Consider the following 20921-nt stretch of genomic DNA (forward strand, 5'->3'; position numbering starts at 1 on the left):
CACAGATTACGTATTTTTACGGAGAATGAAATAGGTGACGCGAGCGTCATCTAATTCATTTTTGGCTCGTCCGGCCCAAAACCGTGATCAACGCGCCGCAAACGACCGCTGCGATGACCAACGGAAGCGCGTCGTCCGGCTCGCCACGGAAAAACTGATATCCCGCATAGGCCAGGCAAAGAACCGCGACGATCCCCAGAATAACCAGGCTCACATGTTTGCCATTCATCGGCTTATCCCCCTGTCGACAGGGGAAACCTACGCCAAATGCGCTCACCTGCAAGTCAATCTCAGACGGAGGCAGCCTTCCCGAAGGATGCTGCGTGGCGGATCTGCTTTTCGAGCTTCGGATGCAGGTCGCTGTTGGCGGCCAGGATCGAGCCTGTCTGCAGCACGTCCCCACCATCAAGCTCGCTGATCATGCCGCCGGCTTCACGCACCAGAACGATACCGGCTGCAATGTCCCATGGTTGCAGGTTCCGCTCCCAGAAGCCGTCAAAGCGGCCTGCCGCCGTCCAGGCGAGGTCCAGCGCCGCAGACCCATTGCGGCGGATGCCGGCGGTGGCCGGCGTCATGGCAGCCACTTCGCGCGCGAAGGTCACGTGGCTTTCTTCGGATTTGCCGTGCCAGGGCGTGCCGGTCGCGATGACCGATTCGTGGAGGTCACGGCGGGCGGCAACGCGCAGCTTGCGATTGTCCAGCCAGGCTCCGCGGCCGGTCTCGGCCCAGAAGATCTCGTTCTTGGCGACATCGAAGATGACACCCGTCAGCAGTTCGCCGTCGCGTTCCAGCGCGATGGAGACAGCAAAGTGCGGCTGGCCATGCAGGAAGTTCAGCGTGCCGTCGAGCGGATCGACGATGAAGCGATTGGACTTGTCGGTGCCTTCGACAATGCCCCGCTCTTCCATCACGAAGCCATAGCCCGGCCGCGCCTTGGAGAGGTGCGTGAAGATGATCTCTTCCGCCCGGTGGTCGGCGTTGGAAACGAAGTCTGCCGGGCCTTTCTTGGAGACCTGCAGGTTTTCAACCTCGCCAAAATCACGTGCCAGCGAACGCCCGGCAGCGCGGGCGGCAGCGATCATTACGGATCCAACGGGAGAGGGCTTTGACATGTGAAACAGCGTCCGGTCGCAATTCTTGCGGAAGAGCGGGCGGCGTAAGCCTTTGTCGCCTGAGGGTCAAGGCGCCGGAGTGTTAATCCGCTGCCAAGGAATCGAACAGCGCATTGAAGGCGGCAACGGCCGCCGGTGCCCCATCCGGATGGTCCCATATACCTGCCGAGACCGCGATGAAATCCGCGCCGGCCGTCACCAGCGGCGCGGCATTCTCCACCGTAATGCCGCCAATCGCGACGCATGGGATTTCCATGCTCTCCTGCCAGATTTCCAGCAGTTCGGGACTGGCCGGTACCGTGCCTTCCTTGGTGCCCGTTGGATAGAAGGCACCGAAGGCGACATAGTCGGCCCCCGCCTCCCCTGCTTGCATGGCGATATGGCGGGAGTTCTTTGCCGTCGCCCCGACGATCATATCCTTACCGACAATCGCGCGGGCCTCCTTCACCGGAACATCGTCCCAGCCCACATGCACGCCGTCGGCGCCAAGCTCGACGGCCAGCTGCGGGCTGTCATTGATCAGGACGGCCGCGCCATAGGCTTGCGCCATTTCGGTGACGGCCGCACTCGCGGCCCGCGTGGCCGCTTCATCGATGCTGCCATCCGCCTGCTTCAGGCGCAGCTGGAGGCAGGCGATGTCACCGGTTGAGAAGGCTGTTTCCAACAACGCCGCAAACGCATCGACATCCTCGATACGCGGCGGCGTAATCAGGTAGAGGCGGGTGCGCGGGCGGGTGTATTCAGGTTCCGACATGGCGCCTAGATGCGACGGTTCCGGGCCGGCTGCAAGCGGCGTGCTGCGGCGTGGCTCACTCTATCGGCGGCCGGACGAACAACCGCGCAATCCGGCGAGCGAATGGGCCCCAGAACATTGCGGCGAACCAGGCGGCCGGGAAAGCCAGTGCCCATGCACTCAACCACCGCGCCACCAGGCCCGCATCGATACCGGTATTGATGGCCGTTACAATCAAGGCGACCAGGCCGCTCATCCCGGCTGACAGAATACCGGAATAAACGACCTGCCACTTCACCCTGGCCCCTATTCGTCCGTTTCGGCTTCTGCGGCGTTCAGCAGGTAAGCCTCATAGGCTTCCGGCGACCAGTCGCGGCCGAGGAAGTCATGCACCAGCTGAGCGGCCGGCTTGGACGAGCCCGGCGCAAGGACCAGGTCGCGATAGCGTTTGGCTGTCTCCCCGTCCCGCAGACCGTTCGCCTCGAACGCCGAAAACAGATCCGTCGAAATGGCGAGTGACCACTGATAGGTGTAGTAGATCGCTGAATAGCCATCCAGGTGACCGAAGCTGGCATAGGGGTGCGCCTCCGGCAGCGTTTCGAACGGGCTCAGCTTCGACTGGTTCTCGTTCCAGATCTCATCGAAATCGACCTCCGAAGGCGGACGATTGTAATAGTCGAGCGAGACATTCGCGTAGAGCAACTGGCGCAACGTGCCGACACCGATGCCGAAGTCGCGCGCGGCCACCATTTTCTCCACCAGTTCCGGCGGAATCACATTGCCATCCGCGTCCTTCGCGAACTTGGCCAGCGTGTCGTAATCCCAGACCCAGTTTTCAAGCATTTGCGACGGCGCTTCGATGAAGTCCCACTCCAGATTGGCCATCGACAGGTTCGCATAGTCCGGCTGGCCGGAGAACATGTCGTGGATCAGATGGCCAAACTCATGCAGGAAAGTCTCGACCTGCCCATGCTCCATCAATCCCGTCGTGTGGTCACCGGCCGGGAAGTTACACATCAGCGCGGCCACAGGCACACCATCTGAGGTCGGACCAAATCGGATCGGGAACGCCGCAGCATGCTTGAACTTGCCATCGCGCGGATGCATGTCGAGGAAGAAACGGCCGATCAGCTTTCCATCCTGGTACATTTCATGGGCGCTAACGCTCTCCTGCCAGACCGGCGCGCCGTCCCAGGGCTTGATCTCAACGTCGAACAGATCCTGCACCAGAGCAAAAATGCCATCTCGCACATCATTGAAGGCGAAGTATTTCCGGACTTCCTGAGAGTCGAGTTCATAGTCGGACTGACGGATCAGCTCAGCCAGATAGCTGCGGCTCCAGTCAGTCACATTGGCGGCGTCCGGTGTCAGCTCCTGCTGCTTCGCCAGCAGGCGGTCGTATTCAAGCTCTGCCGCATTGCGGGCAGCGCCTTCGACCGCTTCAAGAAAATCACCGGCGACTTCCGGCGAGCCGGTCATCTTGTCTTCAGTAATCAGGGACGCCCAGTTGTCATAGCCGAGCGTGGTCGCCAGTTCGTAGCGTTTTTCAAGAATACCGCGCAGCGCCGCCACGTTTTCCGGATAGGCCCGGTTCTGCGCTTCAGAAGCAATCGCCTTGCGTAATTCATCATTCGGCGAATACGTGAAAACGGGGAAGAGGTCCGGATAGTCCGTCGTGATTGTCACCAGGCCATCATCGCCCGGCGGGTGAGCGGTGATGTAGTCTTCCGGCAAACCGACAAGGTCTTCCGGCGCAACTTTCACACTGCCCTGGATCTCACGAAGGTTCTTGTTGAACTCCGTCGACAGTTCGGCGAGTTCGGCGTTGAGACTGCGAACCTTCTCCCGGGTCGGCTCATCCTTGTCGATCCCGGCGCGGCGGTATTCACCAAGCGTCCGGTTCAGCAGATAGGCGGAACGATCGTCCAGCTTCGTGGCATCGATCGTGGAGAGCCGGTCGTAGACCGGACGGGACAGCGAAATCCGGGTCGTCATGTCGGACGTTTTCTGCTGGCAGGTGTCGCCGGTCTCCCGGAGGGTCGCGTCCGGATTGGCTTCTGCAACGATCGATGCTTCGCCATAGCCGATCGCGAAGGCGACATTGAGCATGGCGTCATAGTCTTTCAGGTCCCCTGCCCCGGCAGGGCCTTCCCGGGTTTCCAGATCGGTCAGCATCTTTTCGACCTGCCCGAGGGCCGCATCGCAGCGCGCCGTGAAGGCATCTGCCGAGTCCGGCGCTAGCACCAGTTCGTCCAGCATGGCCAGGCCTTCATCCGACAGGGCGCTACGGTCCGGATTGGCGGGCGCTTCGGTCGGCGCACCGCATCCTGAGACGAGTAGAAGTCCGGTAAAGGATGCAGCAGCGAGCAGGCCTGGTTTAAACGGCATGATTTCCCCTTTGGTCATGAGATACGCGAACGAAAATGCCCGCCATCGGAATGGCGGGCACTATGGCGTTGCGTTGACCGGGAAGTCCAGAGGCAGGTGGCCTGCCTCTGTCCGGACCCGTTATCAGCCGGCCATCGAGGCAGCGCAGATGCTGTCGATGGATGCGGCAAGTGCCGAGTCGAACTCAGCATCGCTCTGCTGGGCCGAGAGGCCTTCGGTCAGGGCGCGCGAGAAAGAGGCGATCATGCCGGTATTTTCGGACAGGCGGCGGCAAGCTTCGTCGCGCGAATAACCGCCCGACAGGGCCACGACGCGCATCACGCGCGGATGGTCGACCAGCGGCTTGTAGAGGTTTGCCGTCTCCGGCAGCGTCAGCTTCAGCATGATCTGCTTGTCAGCGCCGAGGGCGTCCAGCTGCTTCAGGATCTCGGCGAGCAGGATCTCTTCTGCGGCTGCCTTGTCGGAGATGGAGATCGTGACTTCCGGCTCGATGATCGGAACGAGGCCGTGGCCAAGGATCTGACGGCCGACGTCGAACTGCTGGGCAACGACGGCAGCGATGCCTTCTTCGTTGGCAGCATTGATAACCGAACGCATCTTGGTGCCGAAAATGCCCTTGGCGACGGCGCGCTCCAGCAGGGCATCGAGGTCCGGCATCGGTTTCATGACCTGAACGCCGTTTTCTTCTTCGGCGAGACCCTTGTCGACTTTCAGGAACGGAACGACGCTGCGCTCTTTCCAGAGATATTCAGCGGTCGGCACGCCGTCGATTTCGCCGTCCATGGTGCGCTCGAACAGGATGGCGCCCATCACCTTGTCGCCATTGAAGGCTGGCGATTTGATGATGCGGGCCCGCATGTCGTGGATGAGGCCGAACATCTCTTCGTCGTTCGAATATGCATCTTCTTCAATGCCGTAGAGGCGCAGCGCCTTCGGGGTGGAACCGCCAGACTGGTCGAGCGCGGCAATAAAGCCCGCCTTCTCTGCTGCCTGCTTCGTCATGGTCTCGTTTGCCATTTCAACTACCGTCATTCTGAATGGATCCTGTGAACAGTGCTTGTTTTGCAAAGTTTGCGTTCAAGTACCGTGCCGGTTGCGTGCGTCAACCGCTGGCGAATTCCGGGCGGTTTAACCCGGATTCCCGTCGATTCCCCGCCGAATACAAGTTCGCCGCGGGAAATTGGGTCCGCGCTGGTGACGGGGCTGACCCAAAACTGGATTCCTGCTCCAGGCCAAAATCCGCAGAATACGCCCGGTCAGCCGGAATCCTGCGCGATTTGCCGCAGGCGGCCCGCGACTTCGTACGCCCGCCAGAACTGGGTCTGTACCGGAAAGGATCAGGCCTTTAGCGCTTCCACACCCGGCAGCGGCTTGCCTTCCATCCATTCGAGGAAGGCGCCGCCCGCGGTGGAAACGAAGGTGAAGTCAGCCGCCACGCCGGCATGGTTCAGCGCGGCAACCGTGTCACCACCGCCAGCAACGGCGATCAGCTTGCCGGCCTTCGTGCGCTCTGCCGCAGCCCGCGCAGCAGCGACCGTGGCCGTATCGAACGGTTCCAGCTCGAAAGCTCCGAGCGGGCCGTTCCAGACCAGCGTCTTCGCCCTGTCCATGGCCTCGGTGAGCACGGTGACCGTGTGCGGACCGGCATCGAGGATCATCTCGTTCGAGGCGACTTCATCGACCTTGCAGACGCGGTGGTCAGGCGCGTGCGCCTTGAATTCGGTGGCCACGGCGACATCCAGCGGCAGCAGGATCTCACAGCCCGATTCTTCGGCATTCTTCATGATGGTCAGGGCCGTATCGGCAAGGTCATGCTCGCAAAGCGACTTGCCGACATCCACGCCCTTTGCGGCCAGGAACGTGTTCGCCATGCCGCCGCCGATGGCCAGCATGTCCACTTTGGACACCAGGTTTTTCAGAAGGTCGATCTTGGTCGAGACTTTCGCCCCGCCCACCACGGCCACGACCGGGCGCTGCGGCGTGCCGAGCGCTTTTTCCAGCGCATCGAGTTCGGTTTCCATCGCCTTGCCGGCATAGGCCGGAATAAAATGCGTCACGCCTTCCGTGGACGCATGGGCGCGGTGCGCTGCCGAGAAAGCATCGTTCACGAACAGGTCGCCAAGCGCGGCCATGGATTCGGCCAGCACCGGATCGTTCTTCTCTTCGCCTGCCTCGAAGCGCGTGTTCTCCATCAGGATCACGTCACGCGGCGCGCGGCTGGTGACGAAAGCCTTCGCCTTCGGGCCGAAGCCACAATTTTCTGCAAAGTGCACCGGCGCATCCAGCACATCGGCAAAGGCTGCTGCGATCGGCTTCAGGCTCATCTCCGGAACGATCTGGCCTTTCGGGCGGCCGAAGTGGGCCAGCAGGACGACTTTCGCCCCCTTTCCACGCAGGGCCTCGACCGTCGGCAGCGCAGAGCGCAGGCGCGTGTCGTCGGTGACCTTGCCATCCGCCATCGGAACATTGAAATCAACGCGGACAAGAGCGGTCTTGCCGGTCAGGTCTCCGGCATCTTCGATACGGCGGAAGTCGGACATGGGTGTTACTCCGGTTTGCGGAACACGGCGCGCAACAGCGCCGCCGGTCCGGAATGATAAGGGCCTTCAGAAAGGGTTTCGATACCGGTCATGAACGACACGGCTTCGGCGTCCTTGAAATCCAAGCTGATGTCGGCAGGCGCAAACAACATGTCGAGCACGGGCGGGCCGCCTGAATTATGGGATTTCTGGTAATCGAGCTGTTCCGGAAGGAAACCTTCGAGGAAGACATGCCCACCGGGCTTCAGCGATTCCAGCATGAAAGCGTGCAGCGTCGGCCGGAACGGCGATGGTACGTGCAGGAACATGGACGCGATCACGTCATATTCCGCCTTTGGCCAATCCCATTCGCTGAGGTCGGCTTCGATACAGGTAACTGAGACGCCGCGCGCAGCGGCAAGCTCTGCGGTCTTGGCGAGACCGGCGGCAGACATGTCCACCGCCGTCACGTCCAGCCCGCATTCGGCCAGGAAGACCGCGTCGCGCCCTTCCCCGCAAGCGGGGACAAGCGCGCGCTGGCCTGGCGTCAACAGGTCGCGGAAAGCCAGCAGCAGCCGGCTCGCCCGCTCCCCATAGGCAAAGCCCTGTTCACTGAAGCGAGTGTTCCAGAAATCCTTCGGAATACCCGGCGTCGTCACGAACAGGGCTCCTCTGCCTTGCTTAGATGAGTTTCGCCATGGCGAGCGCGGTGTCCGCCATACGGGTCGAGAAGCCCCACTCGTTATCGTACCAGGTCAGGATCGAAACGAAATTGCCGTCCATCACCTTGGTCTGATCGAGGTGGAAGATCGAGGAGTGCGGATCGTGCACGAAGTCGATCGAGACGTTCGGCTGGTCGGTGTAGCCGAGGACGCCTTTCATCGGGCCATCAGCAGCTGCTTTGATGGCCGCGTTGATCTCTTCCGGGGTCGTCTTTTTCTTGGAGACGAATTTCAGGTCGACAACGGAAACGTTCGGCGTCGGCACGCGGACCGAAATACCATCCAGCTTGCCGTTCAGTTCCGGCAGGACCAGGCCGACAGCCTTGGCGGCGCCGGTGGAGGTCGGGATCATCGACACGGCAGCTGCGCGGCCGCGATAGAGGTCCTTGTGCATCTGGTCGAGCGACGGCTGGTCGTTGGTGTAAGAGTGGATCGTCGTCATCATGCCCTTCTCGATGCCGACCAGGTCATGCAGGACCTTGGCGACCGGCGAGAGGCAGTTCGTGGTGCACGACGCGTTGGAGACGACGAGGTCGTCCTTGGTCAGCAGGTCGTGGTTCACGCCGAAGACGATGGTCTTGTCAGCGTTCGTGGCCGGAGCCGAGACGAGCACGCGCTTGGCGCCTGCTTCGAGGTGGGCAGAAGCCTTTTCCTTGTCGGCGAAGATGCCGGTACATTCCATCGCGATATCGATGTCGAGTTCGCGGTGCGGAAGGTCTTTCGGATCGCGGATCGCAGTGCAGAGGATCGGCTTGCCATTGATGACGATCTTGTCGCCGTCGACCTGAACGTCAGCCGGGAAACGGCCATGCACGGAATCGAAGCGCAACAGGTGCGCGTTGGTCGCGACCGGGCCAAGGTCGTTGATCGCGGCAACTTCGATGTCCTTGCGGTCGTTTTCGATGATGGAGCGCAGGACCAGGCGGCCAATACGGCCAAAACCATTGATTGCAACGCGAACGGTCATAGAGATTCTCCTCTTGAGGGATGAAAACCGGAAACTTTGGGCGCCCTTTACGACGCCGCGGGCCAATCGTCCACCCGAAGACGATGCGGCAGGGCGCCGCCAACGCTTCTGTGATCGGACCTCACGGTGAGTCAGGGCAATTGTGCCCTCCTGTGTGCAAGTTTCGTGCAATATTTGCGTGGACTTCCCCGCCCTGCCCGCCTATCCGGGCCAGCCCGGGGTTCCTCCCCGGCTGGAGGACGGTCGGCACATGACGCAGCAGGCAGCTCAGAGCGGCAGGAGGACGGCCAGCGACTGGGCTTTGTTCGTGCTTCTCAGCCTGATGTGGGCGGGCGCCTACCAGTTAACACGCATCGCTGTCGACAAGGGAAACCCTGACGCCGGATTGCCAGCCGCCTGGGTGCTGGCCGGACGCCTGACCATCGGTGCAGCCGTGCTCTGGGTGATCATGCTGGCCATGGGCCGGCGCTTGCCGCCGTTGCGGGACATTCCCCGCTGGCGCACCATCGTGCTGATGGGCCTGACCAGCTCGACTTTCCCCTTTTTCCTGATCACGACGGCCCAGAAGACCGTGAATTCGAGCCTGGCGGCCCTTTATACCGCCGCTGTGCCCCTCTTCGTGGCCATCGGGGCGCACGTCCTGTTCCGGGACGAACGCCTGACGCTGGGCTCGGCGCTGGGCGTTATCACGGGCTTTGCGGGCGTCGCTGTCCTGTTCGGGCCGGATGCGCTGCAGAGCCTCGATTCGGCGAGCACGATTGCCCAGCTCATGCTGATCGGGGCGACCGTATTCTATGCCCTGTCCAGCCTGCTGGCCCGTGGCGCCCCGCCCATGCCTTCAATCAGCTTCGCCACAGGCTTCGTCACCATTGCGGCGATCGTGACCTGGCCGTTCGCGCTGACGGTGGACCCGGCCACAGTGAACGCAGACTGGACGCACTGGGCCGGCGTCGTCGGTCTCGGCATTATTCCGTCGGCCATCGCGCAGGCGCTCTACATGCTGCTGATCGCGCGGACCTCAGCCACTTTCCTGTCGCTGACCGGCTATTCCATCCCGGTCATGGCCGCCGTGCTCGGCTTCATCCTGTTCGGAGAAACGCAGTCCTGGCACGCCATGGCCGCATTCGCGCTGATCCTGTCCGGTGTCTGGCTCGCCCGGCGGGGCGGCGGCGACAAGACCGCCTAGAGCCAGTTCCTAAAGCCCAAGGCTCTGCAACACGGTCTCGGTATCCTCGCCGAGACGCCGCGGCTCTGTGCGGACAGACGCAGGCGTTTCCGAGAACCGCACCGGATGGCGCATGCTACGATAGGTCCCGGCGTCCGGATGGGTGCGCTTTGCAAAGAAGTCGACCGCCCTCATGTGCGGATCCTCCAGCACATCCTCCACCGTGTTGTAGCGCATGGCCGGGATGTTTGCCGCGTCCAGCAAGTCCAGCCATTCCCCCGTCGTCTTGGTCGCGGCGACCTGTTCGATCAGGGCATAGAGTTCGGTCGTGTGTTCGGTGCGGGCCTGATAGGTCGCAAAGCGCGGATCCTCGAACACGCCGGGCATGCCGCCGATCTCGAAGAACTGCGCCCACTGCGCGTCGGAGTACGGCACCAGTCCGATATAGCCGTCCTTGGTCGGGTAAGGTTTGCGGTTCGGATTGATGGAGCGCGTATAGGCCATGCCATAGGACGCAGGCACAAACGTCTCGCCGTAGAGGTTCTCAACCATGTTGAAGAAGGTGAACGCCTCCAGCATCGGCACCTGCACGAACTGCCCCTGCCCTGTCTTTTCCCGGTGATAGAGCGCCGCCAGCGTCGCATAGGCCGCGAACAGACCGACCGTCTTGTCGGCCACGAGTGAGGGCGCATATTCCGGCGCCCCGCCGGAACGCATGGCGTTCAGAGCCGCGAAGCCTGACGCGCCCTGGATCAGATCGTCATAGGCCTGGCGCTTCTCATACGGCCCACCTTCGCCGAAGCCCGCACAGTGCACATAGACGATGTCGGGCTTGATCGCCTTCACATCCTCATAGCCGAAGCCCAGCCGCCCCATGCCGGCCATGCGGACATTGTGGAAGAAGACATCGGCATCCTTCAGAAGGGCCGTCAGCGCCGCCTTGCCTTCCTCTGTCTTGGCATCCAGCTGGACCGAAGCCTTGTTGCGGTTGAGCGCCATAAAGAGCGGGCCGAGGTCTCCGGTCGGAGACTTACCGGCATAGCGCATCATGTCGCCGCCCTTGCCCGCCTGCCCGCTTTCGATTTTCACGACATCTGCGCCGAGGTCCCCGAAGATCAGCGTCGCAAACGGCCCGAGGACGACCGAACTCATGTCCACGACTTTGACGCCAGCCAGCGGGCCGGATGCCTTCTCAACGCTCATGTCTCACCTTTGATTCAGTCTGATGCGGTCTTTTCTGCAGGAGCGGGATGGAAGGTCTCTTCATTACCTGTCAAGCAAATCGAGGTCTTCTTGCAGAGATTGACGGAGGCTTCGCCTTGGACCCGACCTTCACCCGACAGGACCTGAAAAACGCGATTCCGGATCGCTGTTTCCGGCCGGACACGGCCCGGTCCTTTGCCTACCTCTTCTTCGATGTGGCCTTGATTGCGCTGTGCTACTGGGCGCTGGCGCACACAACCGCGTGGTATTTCGAAGCGCCGCTGATCTTCATGCTGGGCACGCTGTTCTGGTCGATCTTCGTGGTCGGGCATGAGGCCGGGCACGGCGCCTTCTCTAAATCGCGGCTGGTGAACACCATCGTCGGCCTTGCCACGCACGGGCCGATCCTCGTCCCCTATCGCGGCTGGCAGCGCAGCCACGCAATGCACCACGTGAAGACCGGGCACTTGCAGGAAGAGGAAGTCTTCCGCGCCTGCCGCGCCGAGCAGGACTGGTTCAGCCGCAAGGTCCTCTTCCGCTCCGGGATCTTCGTTCTGATCGGCTGGCCGATGTACAAGCTCGGCTTCCGCAACATCACAACCTATGACCCGGTCCATGGCAGCCATTACCTGCCTGTCAGCGATCTCTACGCATCCCACGTGAAGTGGTCCTGGTATGCGAGCCTCGGCGTGAACCTCGCTTTCCTCGCGCTCTACATCTACTTGGGTGTGCAGTTCGGCTGGGTCTTCGCGCTGAAGTATATCATCGCGCCTTACTTCATCTATGCCGCCTGGCTGACCTTCGTGACCTATATGCAGCACGTGGCGCCGGAAGTGCCGGTCTATGATTCCGATGACTGGTCAGGCCTGAAAGGCGCGCTGGCGACGGTTGATCGCAATTATGGCCCTTTCAACTGGCTGACCCACAATATCGGCAACCTGCACGTCATCCATCATATCTTCCCAACGATCCCGCACTATCGCCTGCAGGAGGCGACCAATGCCGTGCGCCCTGTCCTCGGCGACTGGTACATGAAGTCGGACCGGTTCGTGTTGGCGGACTTCGTCCGGACGCTGATCGGCTGCCATTTTGTGGAACATGAGGACGGCAAGGAAGTCTGGAAGTCTGCCTATCCCTTCGCGAAGAATTATTCCGGGCCAGACACGTCGGGCCACAAGGAAGTTCCTGCCGAATAGGTCAGCCCCAGCGCGCGATGCGCAGGGCCTCGATGTCGGCCAGCTTCTGCTCATAGGCAGACCAGTCATCCGCCTCCGCAATCGGCGCCCAGAGCGCCTCGACCTCGTCGATCAGCAGTGACGGCGGCGCCGGGCGCTGGAAGATTTCGTGCGACAACCGCTCCGGCCGCACCGGGTCTCGCGCAAGGATCTTTGCCTTAACCGACGCGAAGGCCTCATCAACGTAGAGCGCCGCCTGTGGTGACGCGGATGCCCGGGCTTCACTGGCCGCTCCGCCGAACCAGTCATGGAAAACCTGCGGCCAGACCGCTTCGCTTGTCGTCATCCAGGCATAGAAGGCCTGAAGGAAGCCGATGTCCTCCTCCGTCTCCCCTGCCGGCGCGATACCAAGCAATGCGTGGGTGTGCGCAACGAAGCTATCCCGATACGCCAGCTGATAGGGTGCGAGTGCCTTGGCGAGATCGTCAGCATCAGCGCCCGTTGCCAGCAAGGCCGAGGCCAGCTGCTGCAAGGCCCAGCCGCCCTGCACGGGCTGGCGCCCGAACCGGTAGAGCCCCTGCTCATCAAAATAGGCGGCCGTGAAATTCGGATCCGACACCGGCAGGAAGCGCCACGGTCCGAAATCGAACGTTTCGCCCGTGATATTGAAATTATCCGTGTTCATCACCCCGTGCACAAACCCGGCCGCCATCCACTGCCCGATCATCTTGCCCGTCGCGACGGCAACGCTTTCGAGAAGATTGCAGGCCCGGCGGGCAAGATCCGGGTCCGCAGCCTGCGGATGAAACTGCTCCACGCAGTAGTCGACCAACCGGGCCATCTCGGCCCCCTGCTCAAGATAGGCGAGGCGCTGGAAACTGCCGAACCGGACATGGCTGTGCGACAGGCGTGTAAGTACGGCAGACCGTGTCGGCGACGGCTCGTCATTGCGCGCCAGCTCTTCCCCCGTTTCGATCAGCGCGAAGGATTTCGATGTGTTGACGCCGAGGGCTTCCAGATAGGACGAGGCAAGCACTTCCCGCACGCCGCCCTTCAGGGTCAGCCGCCCGTCGCCCTGCCGGCTCCACGGTGTCTGGCCAGAGCCCTTGGTGCCAAGATCCAGCAGCCTGCCCGCCTTGTCGCGCACTTGCGCGAACAGGAAACCACGACCGTCGCCCAGTTGTGGATTGTACACGCCGAACTGATGGCCGTGATATCGAAGTGCCAAGGGCTGGGGCAGGTTTCCGGGCAAGGGTTCGAACCGCCCGAAATGCACGGCCTGCGCGGCGGTATCCAGAGCGCCAAGGCCTACCTCCCCTGCCCAGCGGTCATTCCAGAAGCGGATCTCATGCTTCGGAAAGTCAGCCGGATCGACAGGATCGGCTACGAAGTCGGTCAGGGCGAGAATCGGGGGCGCTTCAGTCATGCCTTCACTCAGCATCCGCTTGCGCTGCCTGCAAGGGCACACACGCAATGGTGTTTGATGCCGGAATGCAAAAGGGGCGGACGTTGCCGCCCGCCCCTCTCGGAAAGAATTTCCAGGAAGCCTAGTGCTTCATGGTGATTTCGAAGCCGATGCGACGACCCGGAAGCAGCGGCGACAGCGTGCCGGCGCCCGGATAGTAGGCGTACGGCGTGTTCACACCTGTCGACAGGTTCGTGCTGCCCGGAACCAGCGGAGAGACAGCGCCGCTGAACGGCAGCTGCGTATCGTTACCGGCGGTCACTTCGTCCAGCAGGTTCTTGCCGAACACAGCCACGGACAGGCCTTCATACGGTGTATTCCAGGTCAGGTTCGCGTCGACCATGTCAGCCGCGTTCATCCAGCCCCAGTTGTTATCCGTGAAGGCGTTCTTGTCGCGGTGCTGATAGTTGGCACGCGCAACGACCGTACCTTTGTCACCCAGATCGTGGTCATAGATGAACCCGAAGCCATAGGTGGTTTCCGGCACACGCGGCAGGTCGAGATCCAGGTCGCGACCGTTGATCATGCCGTCGCTGGAGATGTCGTACCAGACGTCGGTGTAATCCGCATCGATCACGCCGACATTGGCGGTCAGCAGCAGGTTGTCGAGCACGGCATAGCGGCCTTCCGCCTCAAAGCCGAGGATTTCGGCATCCGCCGTGTTCAGGATGACCTGAGACACACCGGAGGACGGCGACGGCAGGTTCAGCTCGCGCTGCATGTCCGAAATGTCGTTGAAGAACACAGCCGCATTGAACTGGCCGCGGCCATCGACGGTCTGGTGCTTGAAGCCGATTTCATAGCTGTCGACGTTCTCTTCATCGGTCGCCGCATCCTGGTTCGGGTTCGGGAAGATCGACAGGAAGAGAGACGGATCGGTGATACGGAAGTTGTAGCCGCCCGAACGCACGCCGTTCGTGTAGTGTGCGTAAACTTGCGACGTATCATCCAGCTCATACTTGAAGCCGATTTTCGGCGACCAGTTGCTCCAGTCGTCCTTGTTGGTAAAGCCGTTCGGCTCGCCCGGGACGTAGGGGTTGGTTCCGGTCGTCGGGCAAGTTGCGTCGACCACAGAGCATTCCGGACGCGGACGGACGTAAGTGATGTCCGCATCTTTTTCTTCATAGCCGTAGCGAAGGCCGAAGATCGCCGTCAGGCGATCGGTAACCGCATAGTCCACCTGACCAAACAGGCCGTAGACATTGTGGTCCTGGCCACCGCCACCATAGAAGGTCGCTGCGCTGAGCGTCGGCAGGGAGCGGATCTCGGTGTAGCGGACTTCCTGGGTGAAGTAGAAACCACCAACCGTCACTTCTGCCTTGCCGAAGGTGCCAGCGTAGCGAAGCTCTTCGGAGAACTGCTCCTGCGAGGTTTCCGATCCGGAGTGGAACAGGGTCAGCGGCGTCGAGTCGATATCACCAGATGTCAGACCATCAACTTCACGATAGCCGATGATGTTGGTGATACGGCCATTGCCGAAGTCGACATCAATGTCGGTGCGCAGCGTGGCGAAGGTGGCTTCGCTGTCCTGCAGGCCCGGATTATTGATCGAGAAGTCGAAGGAATCACGGTCGAACAGGCCGCGGTTCTGGGCCACCGGGCCATCGCCGCGCGTGTCGAAGCGCTCGACCTTACCGAGGACGGTGATGTTGTCGGTCGGCATCCATTCGAGAGCACCACGGATGATGGACGTCTGGGCTTCGCCCTGATTGTCACCATTGTAGAGGTTCTCGAAGTAGCCGGCGTCGGAGTTGTAATAAACGCCGAGCTTACCGTTCAGCTTGCCTTCGATCAGCGGGCCGGAGACCGTCGCCTGGATGGTGGAGTTCGGACCACCGCGATTGTCGTCGATCGGGGTCTCGACCGTGGCACGTGCCTTCCAGCGGAATTCATCGGTCGGGTTGCCGGTGTTGATCAGGACAGCACCGCCGGTCGTGTTACGGCCGAACAGGATACCTTGTGGCCCGCGCAGGATTTCAACGCTGTCCAGGTCGAACAGGTCCAGCACGACGCCGCTATTGGTGCCGAGATAAACACCATCGACGAACACGCCGACAGTCGGGTCAATGGACGGAATCGACGAGTTGATGCCGAGACCGCGGATGGAGAAGTTTGCAACGCCGCGCGACGTGCCGACATCCGTCAGGTTCACGTTCGGGGTCGTATAGCTGAGCGAGCCGAGGTCGCGCACGTTCAGCGCGTCCAGCGTGTCGGAATTGAAGGCCGTCACGGCCACCGGAACGTCCTGGACGTTCTCGACATTGGCTTTCTTGGTTGCCGTGACAGTGACGGTGCCGAGCACCTTGTCGATCGCGGATTCGCGTTCGGTTGTGGTTTCCTGAGCGTATGCTGCAGACGTCAGAAAAAAGACCGCAGAAGCGGTCGCAAGCAAGCTGTGCTTGAGCGCCATGGTTTCCTCGTTTTGAGTTCAAGTTGATCTGGGAGAAATATTCGGACCCGTTCTCGTGCGGGCTATTTCCAACGTAACAGCGACACCTGAAGCATTCACAGTAGTCTCACAGTCGCACCCGAATATTTTGGCCGAGTGTTACAATAGAGCCACAATTCCCAAATTTTGGGCACCGGAGTGCCCGTTAGTTGCGCAATACGGACACCAAATACGCGAGTGACAACGTTGTTTTAGGGTAATTATTTCGTGGTCGCCCGCTCTTCTGCTGCGCCGCACAATATTTTTTCCTGTTCGAGAGGTCTTAGGTCTGCCTATCCTGCCCCTGCGTGAGAGCAAATCCGGACGCTCAGATCCGGTGTCTCGCACAAACGGAGGAAACAAATGAGACAATCAATTCGGTTGCTGACGGGTGCGTCAGCAGCATCCCTGCTTCTGGCACTGCCAGCCATTGCCCAGGAAGACGGTTCGGAACTTCGCCAGTCCAAAGTGACGGTGACCGGATCATTCATTCAAGGCACCCCGGAGGATGCCGCCCTGCCAGTCGACGTTCTGACCGCAGGAGACCTGAAACTGGAAGGCGATCCCTCGATCACCGAGCTGATCCGTAACCTTGGCCCGTCGTCCGGTGTGGACAGCCAAACCAACCAGTTCGCATCGAACGGCCTGGAAGGCACATCCAACATCAACCTGCGTGGCCTTGGCCCGGCCCGTACCCTGGTGCTGATCAACGGCCACCGCCAGACCTATTATCCTTATCCGATCGGCGAGCAAGCACAGCTGTTTGTTGACACGAACTCAATTCCGGCTTCTGCCATCGGCCGTATCGAAGTGCTGAAAGACGGTGCTGCAGCCCTCTACGGCTCTGATGCCATTGCTGGCGTCGTGAACTTCATCACCAATCAGGATCTTGACGGCTTTCAGGTCGGCGGGTCGGTGATGAACTATGATGGCTCGAACGGCGACTATGACATTTCAGCATCTTACGGCCTTCAGGGCGACAATTTCAGCTGGGTAACCTCTGTCGGCTACAACAAACGCGGGGAAGTCGGCGCGGTAGAAAAAGACTGGGCCATTCTACCCTTTGCAGATGCGCCTGCCGGGGGGTGGTCATCCATCGGCAACCCAGGTTCGTTCGTTGCAACACCCAATATTGGCATCGGCTCAGCGCTTGGCTCACCACTGGCCTTTGCAAACAGTGATGACGGGTGTGGAGCCCTGGGCGGAACCGATGCTGGCGTGGTGTGCCGCTTCCAGTTCACCAATTACGATAATCTTCAGGAGGAGGAAGAGCGCTACCAGATCTTCTCCGAGTACAACCGGAACCTCGCCAACGGTGCCGAATTGCACCTCGAGGCAATGTATGCCTCTACAGATGTTCCAACCTGGAAGACATCTCCCTCCTATCCGCCGCAAGCCCTTTTCGGTCAGATTCTGCTTCCGGACCATCCGGGCCTGGTGCAATTTGCCGCCGACAATCCGGATTGGGCTGCAAGCATCTATACGGACTACAACCCACTGGGAACCGGCGGATCACCTGTTCCGGGCGGATTGGACCCGGCGACGACGCCAATTCTCTTCTTTGGACGGTCTTTCGGCTGGGGCGGCTTCCCCGGAACCGGGGGCGCTCAGGAAGGCTCGCGTACTTCTGAGACATGGCGCGCTTCCGGCTCATTGACTGGCGATTTCAGCAATGGCGTGAACTATAATGCCGCGCTCAGCTATTCGACGACCGAAGCCGAAGTTATCACGAATGACACGTATATTGCAGGCTTGGCAGCCGCGCTGCGTGGCTTTGGTGTTTGCTCCGACCCTGTTACCGGCGCCGTACCAGCAGGTGCTGTCGCAGGTCAGGGTGACTGTGAATATTACAACCCGTTCTCGAACGCGATTCCTGCAAGCGGCGTAACCGGAGAGGCCAATCCCGGATATGTTCCCGGTCTGGAAAACTCGGTGACGCTTGCGAACTGGCTCACAGGTCCGAACGGAAGTGTCAGAAACACAGACCTTCTGGTGTTTGATGGCGTCTTCTCGGGTGAGAGCAATGTACAAGCCGCTGGCGGTGCCGTCGGTTGGGCTGCTGGCGTGCAGATCCGTCGGGAAAGCTACAAGGTCGATCCGGGTGTGCTGACCGACCTTGCCGCAACACCGGGTCCTGGTGGAACCGGCCCATATTCATTCCTGGCTGGGACGACCGCAGCAGATGAAGACCAGACGATCTACGCGATCTTCGGGGAACTTCAGGTGCCGCTCTACGACAATCTGGATATGCAGTTTGCCGTGCGTTATGAAGACTATGGCGGTGATATCGGTTCGACATTCGACCCGAAGGTGGCCGCCAAGTGGCAGGTGAATGATACGCTTGCCCTTCGCGGTTCCGCTCAGACTTCGTTCCGCGGACCATCGCTGAATCAGCTTAGTGGGGTCGGAACAACGCTCCAATATGTCGCTGCAGCGGGCGCCTTCAAGGCAGTTGATACGTTCGGTAATCCAGGCCTGAAGCCGGAATCGGCCTTCAGCTTCAACTTTGGCGGCATCTATGAGAGGGGCAACTTCTTTGCCTCGCTCGACTATTACAATTTCGACTTCTCCGATCCGATCATCGTCGAGGAGCAGACGAATATTGTGAACGCGGCTGTTGCAGCCATCAATGCCAGTGACTTTTCTGCACCAATCCTTTCCAGGGTTGAGTTCGACAATCCAGGGGCACCATCGGCTGCTTCGATCAACCGAGTCATAACCAACATCACAAACGGCCCGGATATCCAAACCTCCGGTCTTGACCTGCGGCTGCAGAATAACTGGGAACTCGCCAATTCTGCAGAGTTCAGCGTGGGTGCAGATGCGACCTACATCATCGAATACAAGGTTGATCCCTACTTTGTTGAGGGACTGCCAATCGGTGGTGGTGACTATGTCGGCCAGTTCAACCGGGGTAACTTCACCCGGTCGATGCCGCAGTGGAAAGCGAACCTGTTTGCGAACTATGCGGTCGGAGATCACAATTTCCGGGCTGTAATGCGTCACGTTGACTCTTATGACGATGAGCGTGGCCAGATCCAGCTGTCCGGATCTTTCGATCCAACACAGAGCGCAAGCATCGACAGCCAGACGACGTTCGACCTGTACTACACTTGGCAGTCGACCCCATGGGACCTCGATATCGGTCTCTCCGTGGTCAACGTGACGGATGAGGATCCGCCATTCGCTCAGTTCGAATTAAATTATGATCCCTATACACACAATCCGTTTGGCCGCACATTCAAGTTGAGCGTGACTAAGCGGTTCGGCGGAAACGGCAAATAATCGACCCCGGAGAGTAACGCTCTCCCAGAAGCCGACACAACTGGGCGGTCCTTCGGGACCGCCCTTTTTCTTGGGGATTCAGGGTTGGCGTCAGATGGCGCCGAGCGCGCGGCCGGTCACCTGCCCCGCATCACGGATCGCAATCCGGATCGTGTCCGACAGGGCTGTCAGATTCATGAACCCGTGCACCATGCCGGGATACTCCCGCACCGTCACCGGCACGCCGAAGCTCGCCATCTTGTCGGCATAGGCCAGGCCCTCATCATGCAGCGGGTCCCAGCCGCAAAGCACAAAATGCGCGGGCGGCAAGCCACGGAAACAGTCTTCCGGGGCAAACAGGGGCGAAACGCGAATGTCCATCCGGTCTTCCGGCGTGGCAAGATAGGCATCGCGAAAGAATTCGAACAAATTCGCCGAAATGAAAAAGCCGCTTTCATTGAACGGCATCTTCTTTGTGCGGATATCGGCAAACTGGACCAGTGGATAGAGCAGCAACTGGAAAGCCGGCGCAGGCCCGCCAGTCCGGTTCATTTCCTGCGCGAGGTAGGCCGAGAGATTGCCGCCTGCGCTGTCGCCGGAAACAGCCAACCGCTCCGGATCGAGCCCCAGCGTACCGGCATGGTCCTGTACCCAGTGCCAGACATTCAGCGCATCCTCATGCGCGGCGGGAAATTTGTGCTCCGGCGCAAGGCGGTAGTCGATGGAGACGACCCGGCACCGGGCCCCTTCTGCCAGCCGCTTACACAACATGTCATGGCTTTCGAGATCCCCGATCACGAAGCCGCCACCATGGAAGAAGAGAATGCCCGGTCCCGGCGCAATGCCGGCGCCGAGGGGCGTATAGACACGGGCTTTCACCTTCCCTTCCCCTGATGGCACCATCATGTGGGAGATATCCGCCATCTCGGGCGCGTCTTTCTCGATCGCATGGCTGGCCAGATAGAACTGGCGGCGCAAACGGTCAGCCGTTGTCTGCCAGTCCAGACCCTTGAGGTCAGGCATGGTGAACCGGTCGATAAACTGGCGAAGGGTCTGGTCGAGTGTCATGGCGGGCAAGATGGTATCGAAATTGGTTCTTGTGAAGGCGGCATGAAGGCGGCAAACTATTGGCATGAGAACTGTCGATGTCTTCTGGTCGTTCCGCTCGCCATATTCCTATCTGGCAACGAAGCGCCTCCGCGCCCTCCCCTCGAAGTGGGATGTGCGCGTTCGCCCGCGTCCGGTCTATCCGATCGCAATTCGCACGCCCCATTTCTTCGAGGAAGTCCGTCCGCAATGGGTGCCTTACCTGCTGCGCGATTTCGTCAGGAACGCGCAGTATCTGGGCCTGCCCATCGGGCCGCTGAACCCCGATCCCGTGGTCATGAACATGATGACGCGCGAGATCTCACCCGAGCAGCCTTATATTGGCCGGCTCACCCGGCTGGGCATCCTCGCCTGCGAGAAGGGCGATGAAGAAGGCTGGGCCTTCATGGACGAGGTCTCCACCCTGATCTGGTCCGGTGGCGCGTGGACTGAGGGGACTGCCTTGAAAGAGGCGGCCGCCCGGGCCGGCTTCGATCTCGATGAGATGGATGCCCGCCAGGAAGCCGAGAAAGACCGGCTGGAAGCCGTGATCGCGGAAAGCCAGGCCGAACAGGACCCGCACCATTGGGGCGTACCGCTCATGGTATTTGAAGGCGAGGCCTTCTTCGGCCAGGACCGGATCGACCTGCTGGAGTGGCGCCTCGGCGAAGCGGGCGTCGCCCGGAAGGACTGA

General features: G+C 60.7%; 17 protein-coding genes. 4 read left to right on the forward strand and 13 right to left on the reverse strand.

The annotated features are described in order from the left end of the window. Positions 1-55 precede the first annotated feature (55 nt). The 9 genes from R3C98_RS02820 to gap all read right to left on the reverse strand — a co-directional run bounded on the left by R3C98_RS02820 (position 56) and on the right by gap (position 8441). Positions 56-229, reverse strand: a complete 174-nt coding sequence (locus tag R3C98_RS02820; protein ID WP_371312600.1) for a hypothetical protein — start codon at positions 227-229, stop codon at positions 56-58. A 61-nt stretch (positions 230-290) separates the two neighbouring features. Beyond that, positions 291-1112, reverse strand: coding sequence for an inositol monophosphatase (locus R3C98_RS02825; protein WP_371312601.1), 822 nt, complete (start codon positions 1110-1112; stop codon positions 291-293). Between the two features lie 82 nt (positions 1113-1194). Further along, a complete protein-coding gene (thiE, locus tag R3C98_RS02830) occupies positions 1195-1866 on the reverse strand; it encodes a thiamine phosphate synthase (protein ID WP_371312602.1) in 672 nt (223 codons plus the stop codon). 55 nt (positions 1867-1921) lie between these two features. After that, on the reverse strand, positions 1922-2143 hold the full coding sequence (locus R3C98_RS02835) for a DUF2798 domain-containing protein (protein WP_371312603.1): 222 nt from the start codon (positions 2141-2143) through the stop codon (positions 1922-1924). Between the two features lie 8 nt (positions 2144-2151). Then, positions 2152-4233: a M3 family metallopeptidase gene (locus R3C98_RS02840; protein ID WP_371312604.1), complete on the reverse strand. Its 2082-nt coding sequence runs from the start codon at positions 4231-4233 to the stop codon at positions 2152-2154. A gap of 123 nt (positions 4234-4356) precedes the next feature. Further along, a complete protein-coding gene (locus R3C98_RS02845) occupies positions 4357-5250 on the reverse strand; it encodes a fructose bisphosphate aldolase (protein WP_371313328.1) in 894 nt (297 codons plus the stop codon). A 320-nt stretch (positions 5251-5570) separates the two neighbouring features. After that, on the reverse strand, positions 5571-6773 hold the full coding sequence (gene pgk / locus R3C98_RS02850) for a phosphoglycerate kinase (protein WP_371312605.1): 1203 nt from the start codon (positions 6771-6773) through the stop codon (positions 5571-5573). 5 nt (positions 6774-6778) lie between these two features. Then, positions 6779-7411, reverse strand: a complete 633-nt coding sequence (locus R3C98_RS02855) for a cyclopropane-fatty-acyl-phospholipid synthase family protein (RefSeq protein ID WP_371312606.1) — start codon at positions 7409-7411, stop codon at positions 6779-6781. Positions 7412-7433: 22 nt separating this feature from the next. Beyond that, positions 7434-8441: a type I glyceraldehyde-3-phosphate dehydrogenase gene (gene gap / locus R3C98_RS02860; protein WP_371312607.1), complete on the reverse strand. Its 1008-nt coding sequence runs from the start codon at positions 8439-8441 to the stop codon at positions 7434-7436. Positions 8442-8691: 250 nt separating this feature from the next. Here gap and R3C98_RS02865 point away from each other — a divergent pair, with 250 nt between their 5' ends. Continuing rightward, on the forward strand, positions 8692-9627 hold the full coding sequence (locus tag R3C98_RS02865; protein WP_371312608.1) for a DMT family transporter: 936 nt from the start codon (positions 8692-8694) through the stop codon (positions 9625-9627). Positions 9628-9636: 9 nt separating this feature from the next. On the opposite strand, the gene R3C98_RS02870 is transcribed toward R3C98_RS02865, so the two are convergent. After that, entirely contained in the window at positions 9637-10809 is a 1173-nt protein-coding gene (locus tag R3C98_RS02870) for a CaiB/BaiF CoA transferase family protein (RefSeq protein WP_371312609.1), read from the reverse strand. 116 nt (positions 10810-10925) lie between these two features. On the opposite strand from R3C98_RS02870, the gene R3C98_RS02875 reads away from it, so the two are divergent. Further along, the gene (locus R3C98_RS02875) at positions 10926-12005 is read left to right on the forward strand and encodes a fatty acid desaturase (protein ID WP_371312610.1); all 1080 of its coding nucleotides are present in this window, start codon (positions 10926-10928) and stop codon (positions 12003-12005) included. 1 nt (position 12006) lies between these two features. Here the strand turns inward: R3C98_RS02875 and R3C98_RS02880 are convergent, their stop codons facing one another. Together R3C98_RS02880 and R3C98_RS02885 are read right to left on the reverse strand one after the other, a co-directional pair. Beyond that, entirely contained in the window at positions 12007-13410 is a 1404-nt protein-coding gene (locus R3C98_RS02880; RefSeq protein ID WP_371312611.1) for a protein adenylyltransferase SelO family protein, read from the reverse strand. Positions 13411-13531: 121 nt separating this feature from the next. Next, complete coding sequence (locus R3C98_RS02885; protein WP_371312612.1) at positions 13532-15859, reverse strand: TonB-dependent receptor; 2328 nt, start codon at positions 15857-15859, stop codon at positions 13532-13534. A gap of 381 nt (positions 15860-16240) precedes the next feature. Between R3C98_RS02885 and R3C98_RS02890 the strand changes: the two genes are divergently transcribed. Next, positions 16241-19162 carry a TonB-dependent receptor domain-containing protein gene (locus R3C98_RS02890; protein WP_371312613.1) on the forward strand — a complete coding sequence of 974 codons (2922 nt, stop codon included), beginning with the start codon at positions 16241-16243 and terminating at the stop codon, positions 19160-19162. Positions 19163-19252: 90 nt separating this feature from the next. Here the strand turns inward: R3C98_RS02890 and R3C98_RS02895 are convergent, their stop codons facing one another. Next, on the reverse strand, positions 19253-20275 hold the full coding sequence (locus R3C98_RS02895; RefSeq protein WP_371312614.1) for an alpha/beta hydrolase: 1023 nt from the start codon (positions 20273-20275) through the stop codon (positions 19253-19255). Between R3C98_RS02895 and R3C98_RS02900 the strand changes: the two genes are divergently transcribed. Next, positions 20274-20921, forward strand: coding sequence for a 2-hydroxychromene-2-carboxylate isomerase (locus R3C98_RS02900; RefSeq protein ID WP_371312615.1), 648 nt, complete (start codon positions 20274-20276; stop codon positions 20919-20921). The genes R3C98_RS02895 and R3C98_RS02900 overlap by 2 nt on opposite strands.

Source organism: Hyphomonas sp. (assembly GCF_041398465.1).
Taxonomy (GTDB): Bacteria; Pseudomonadota; Alphaproteobacteria; order Caulobacterales; family Hyphomonadaceae; genus Hyphomonas.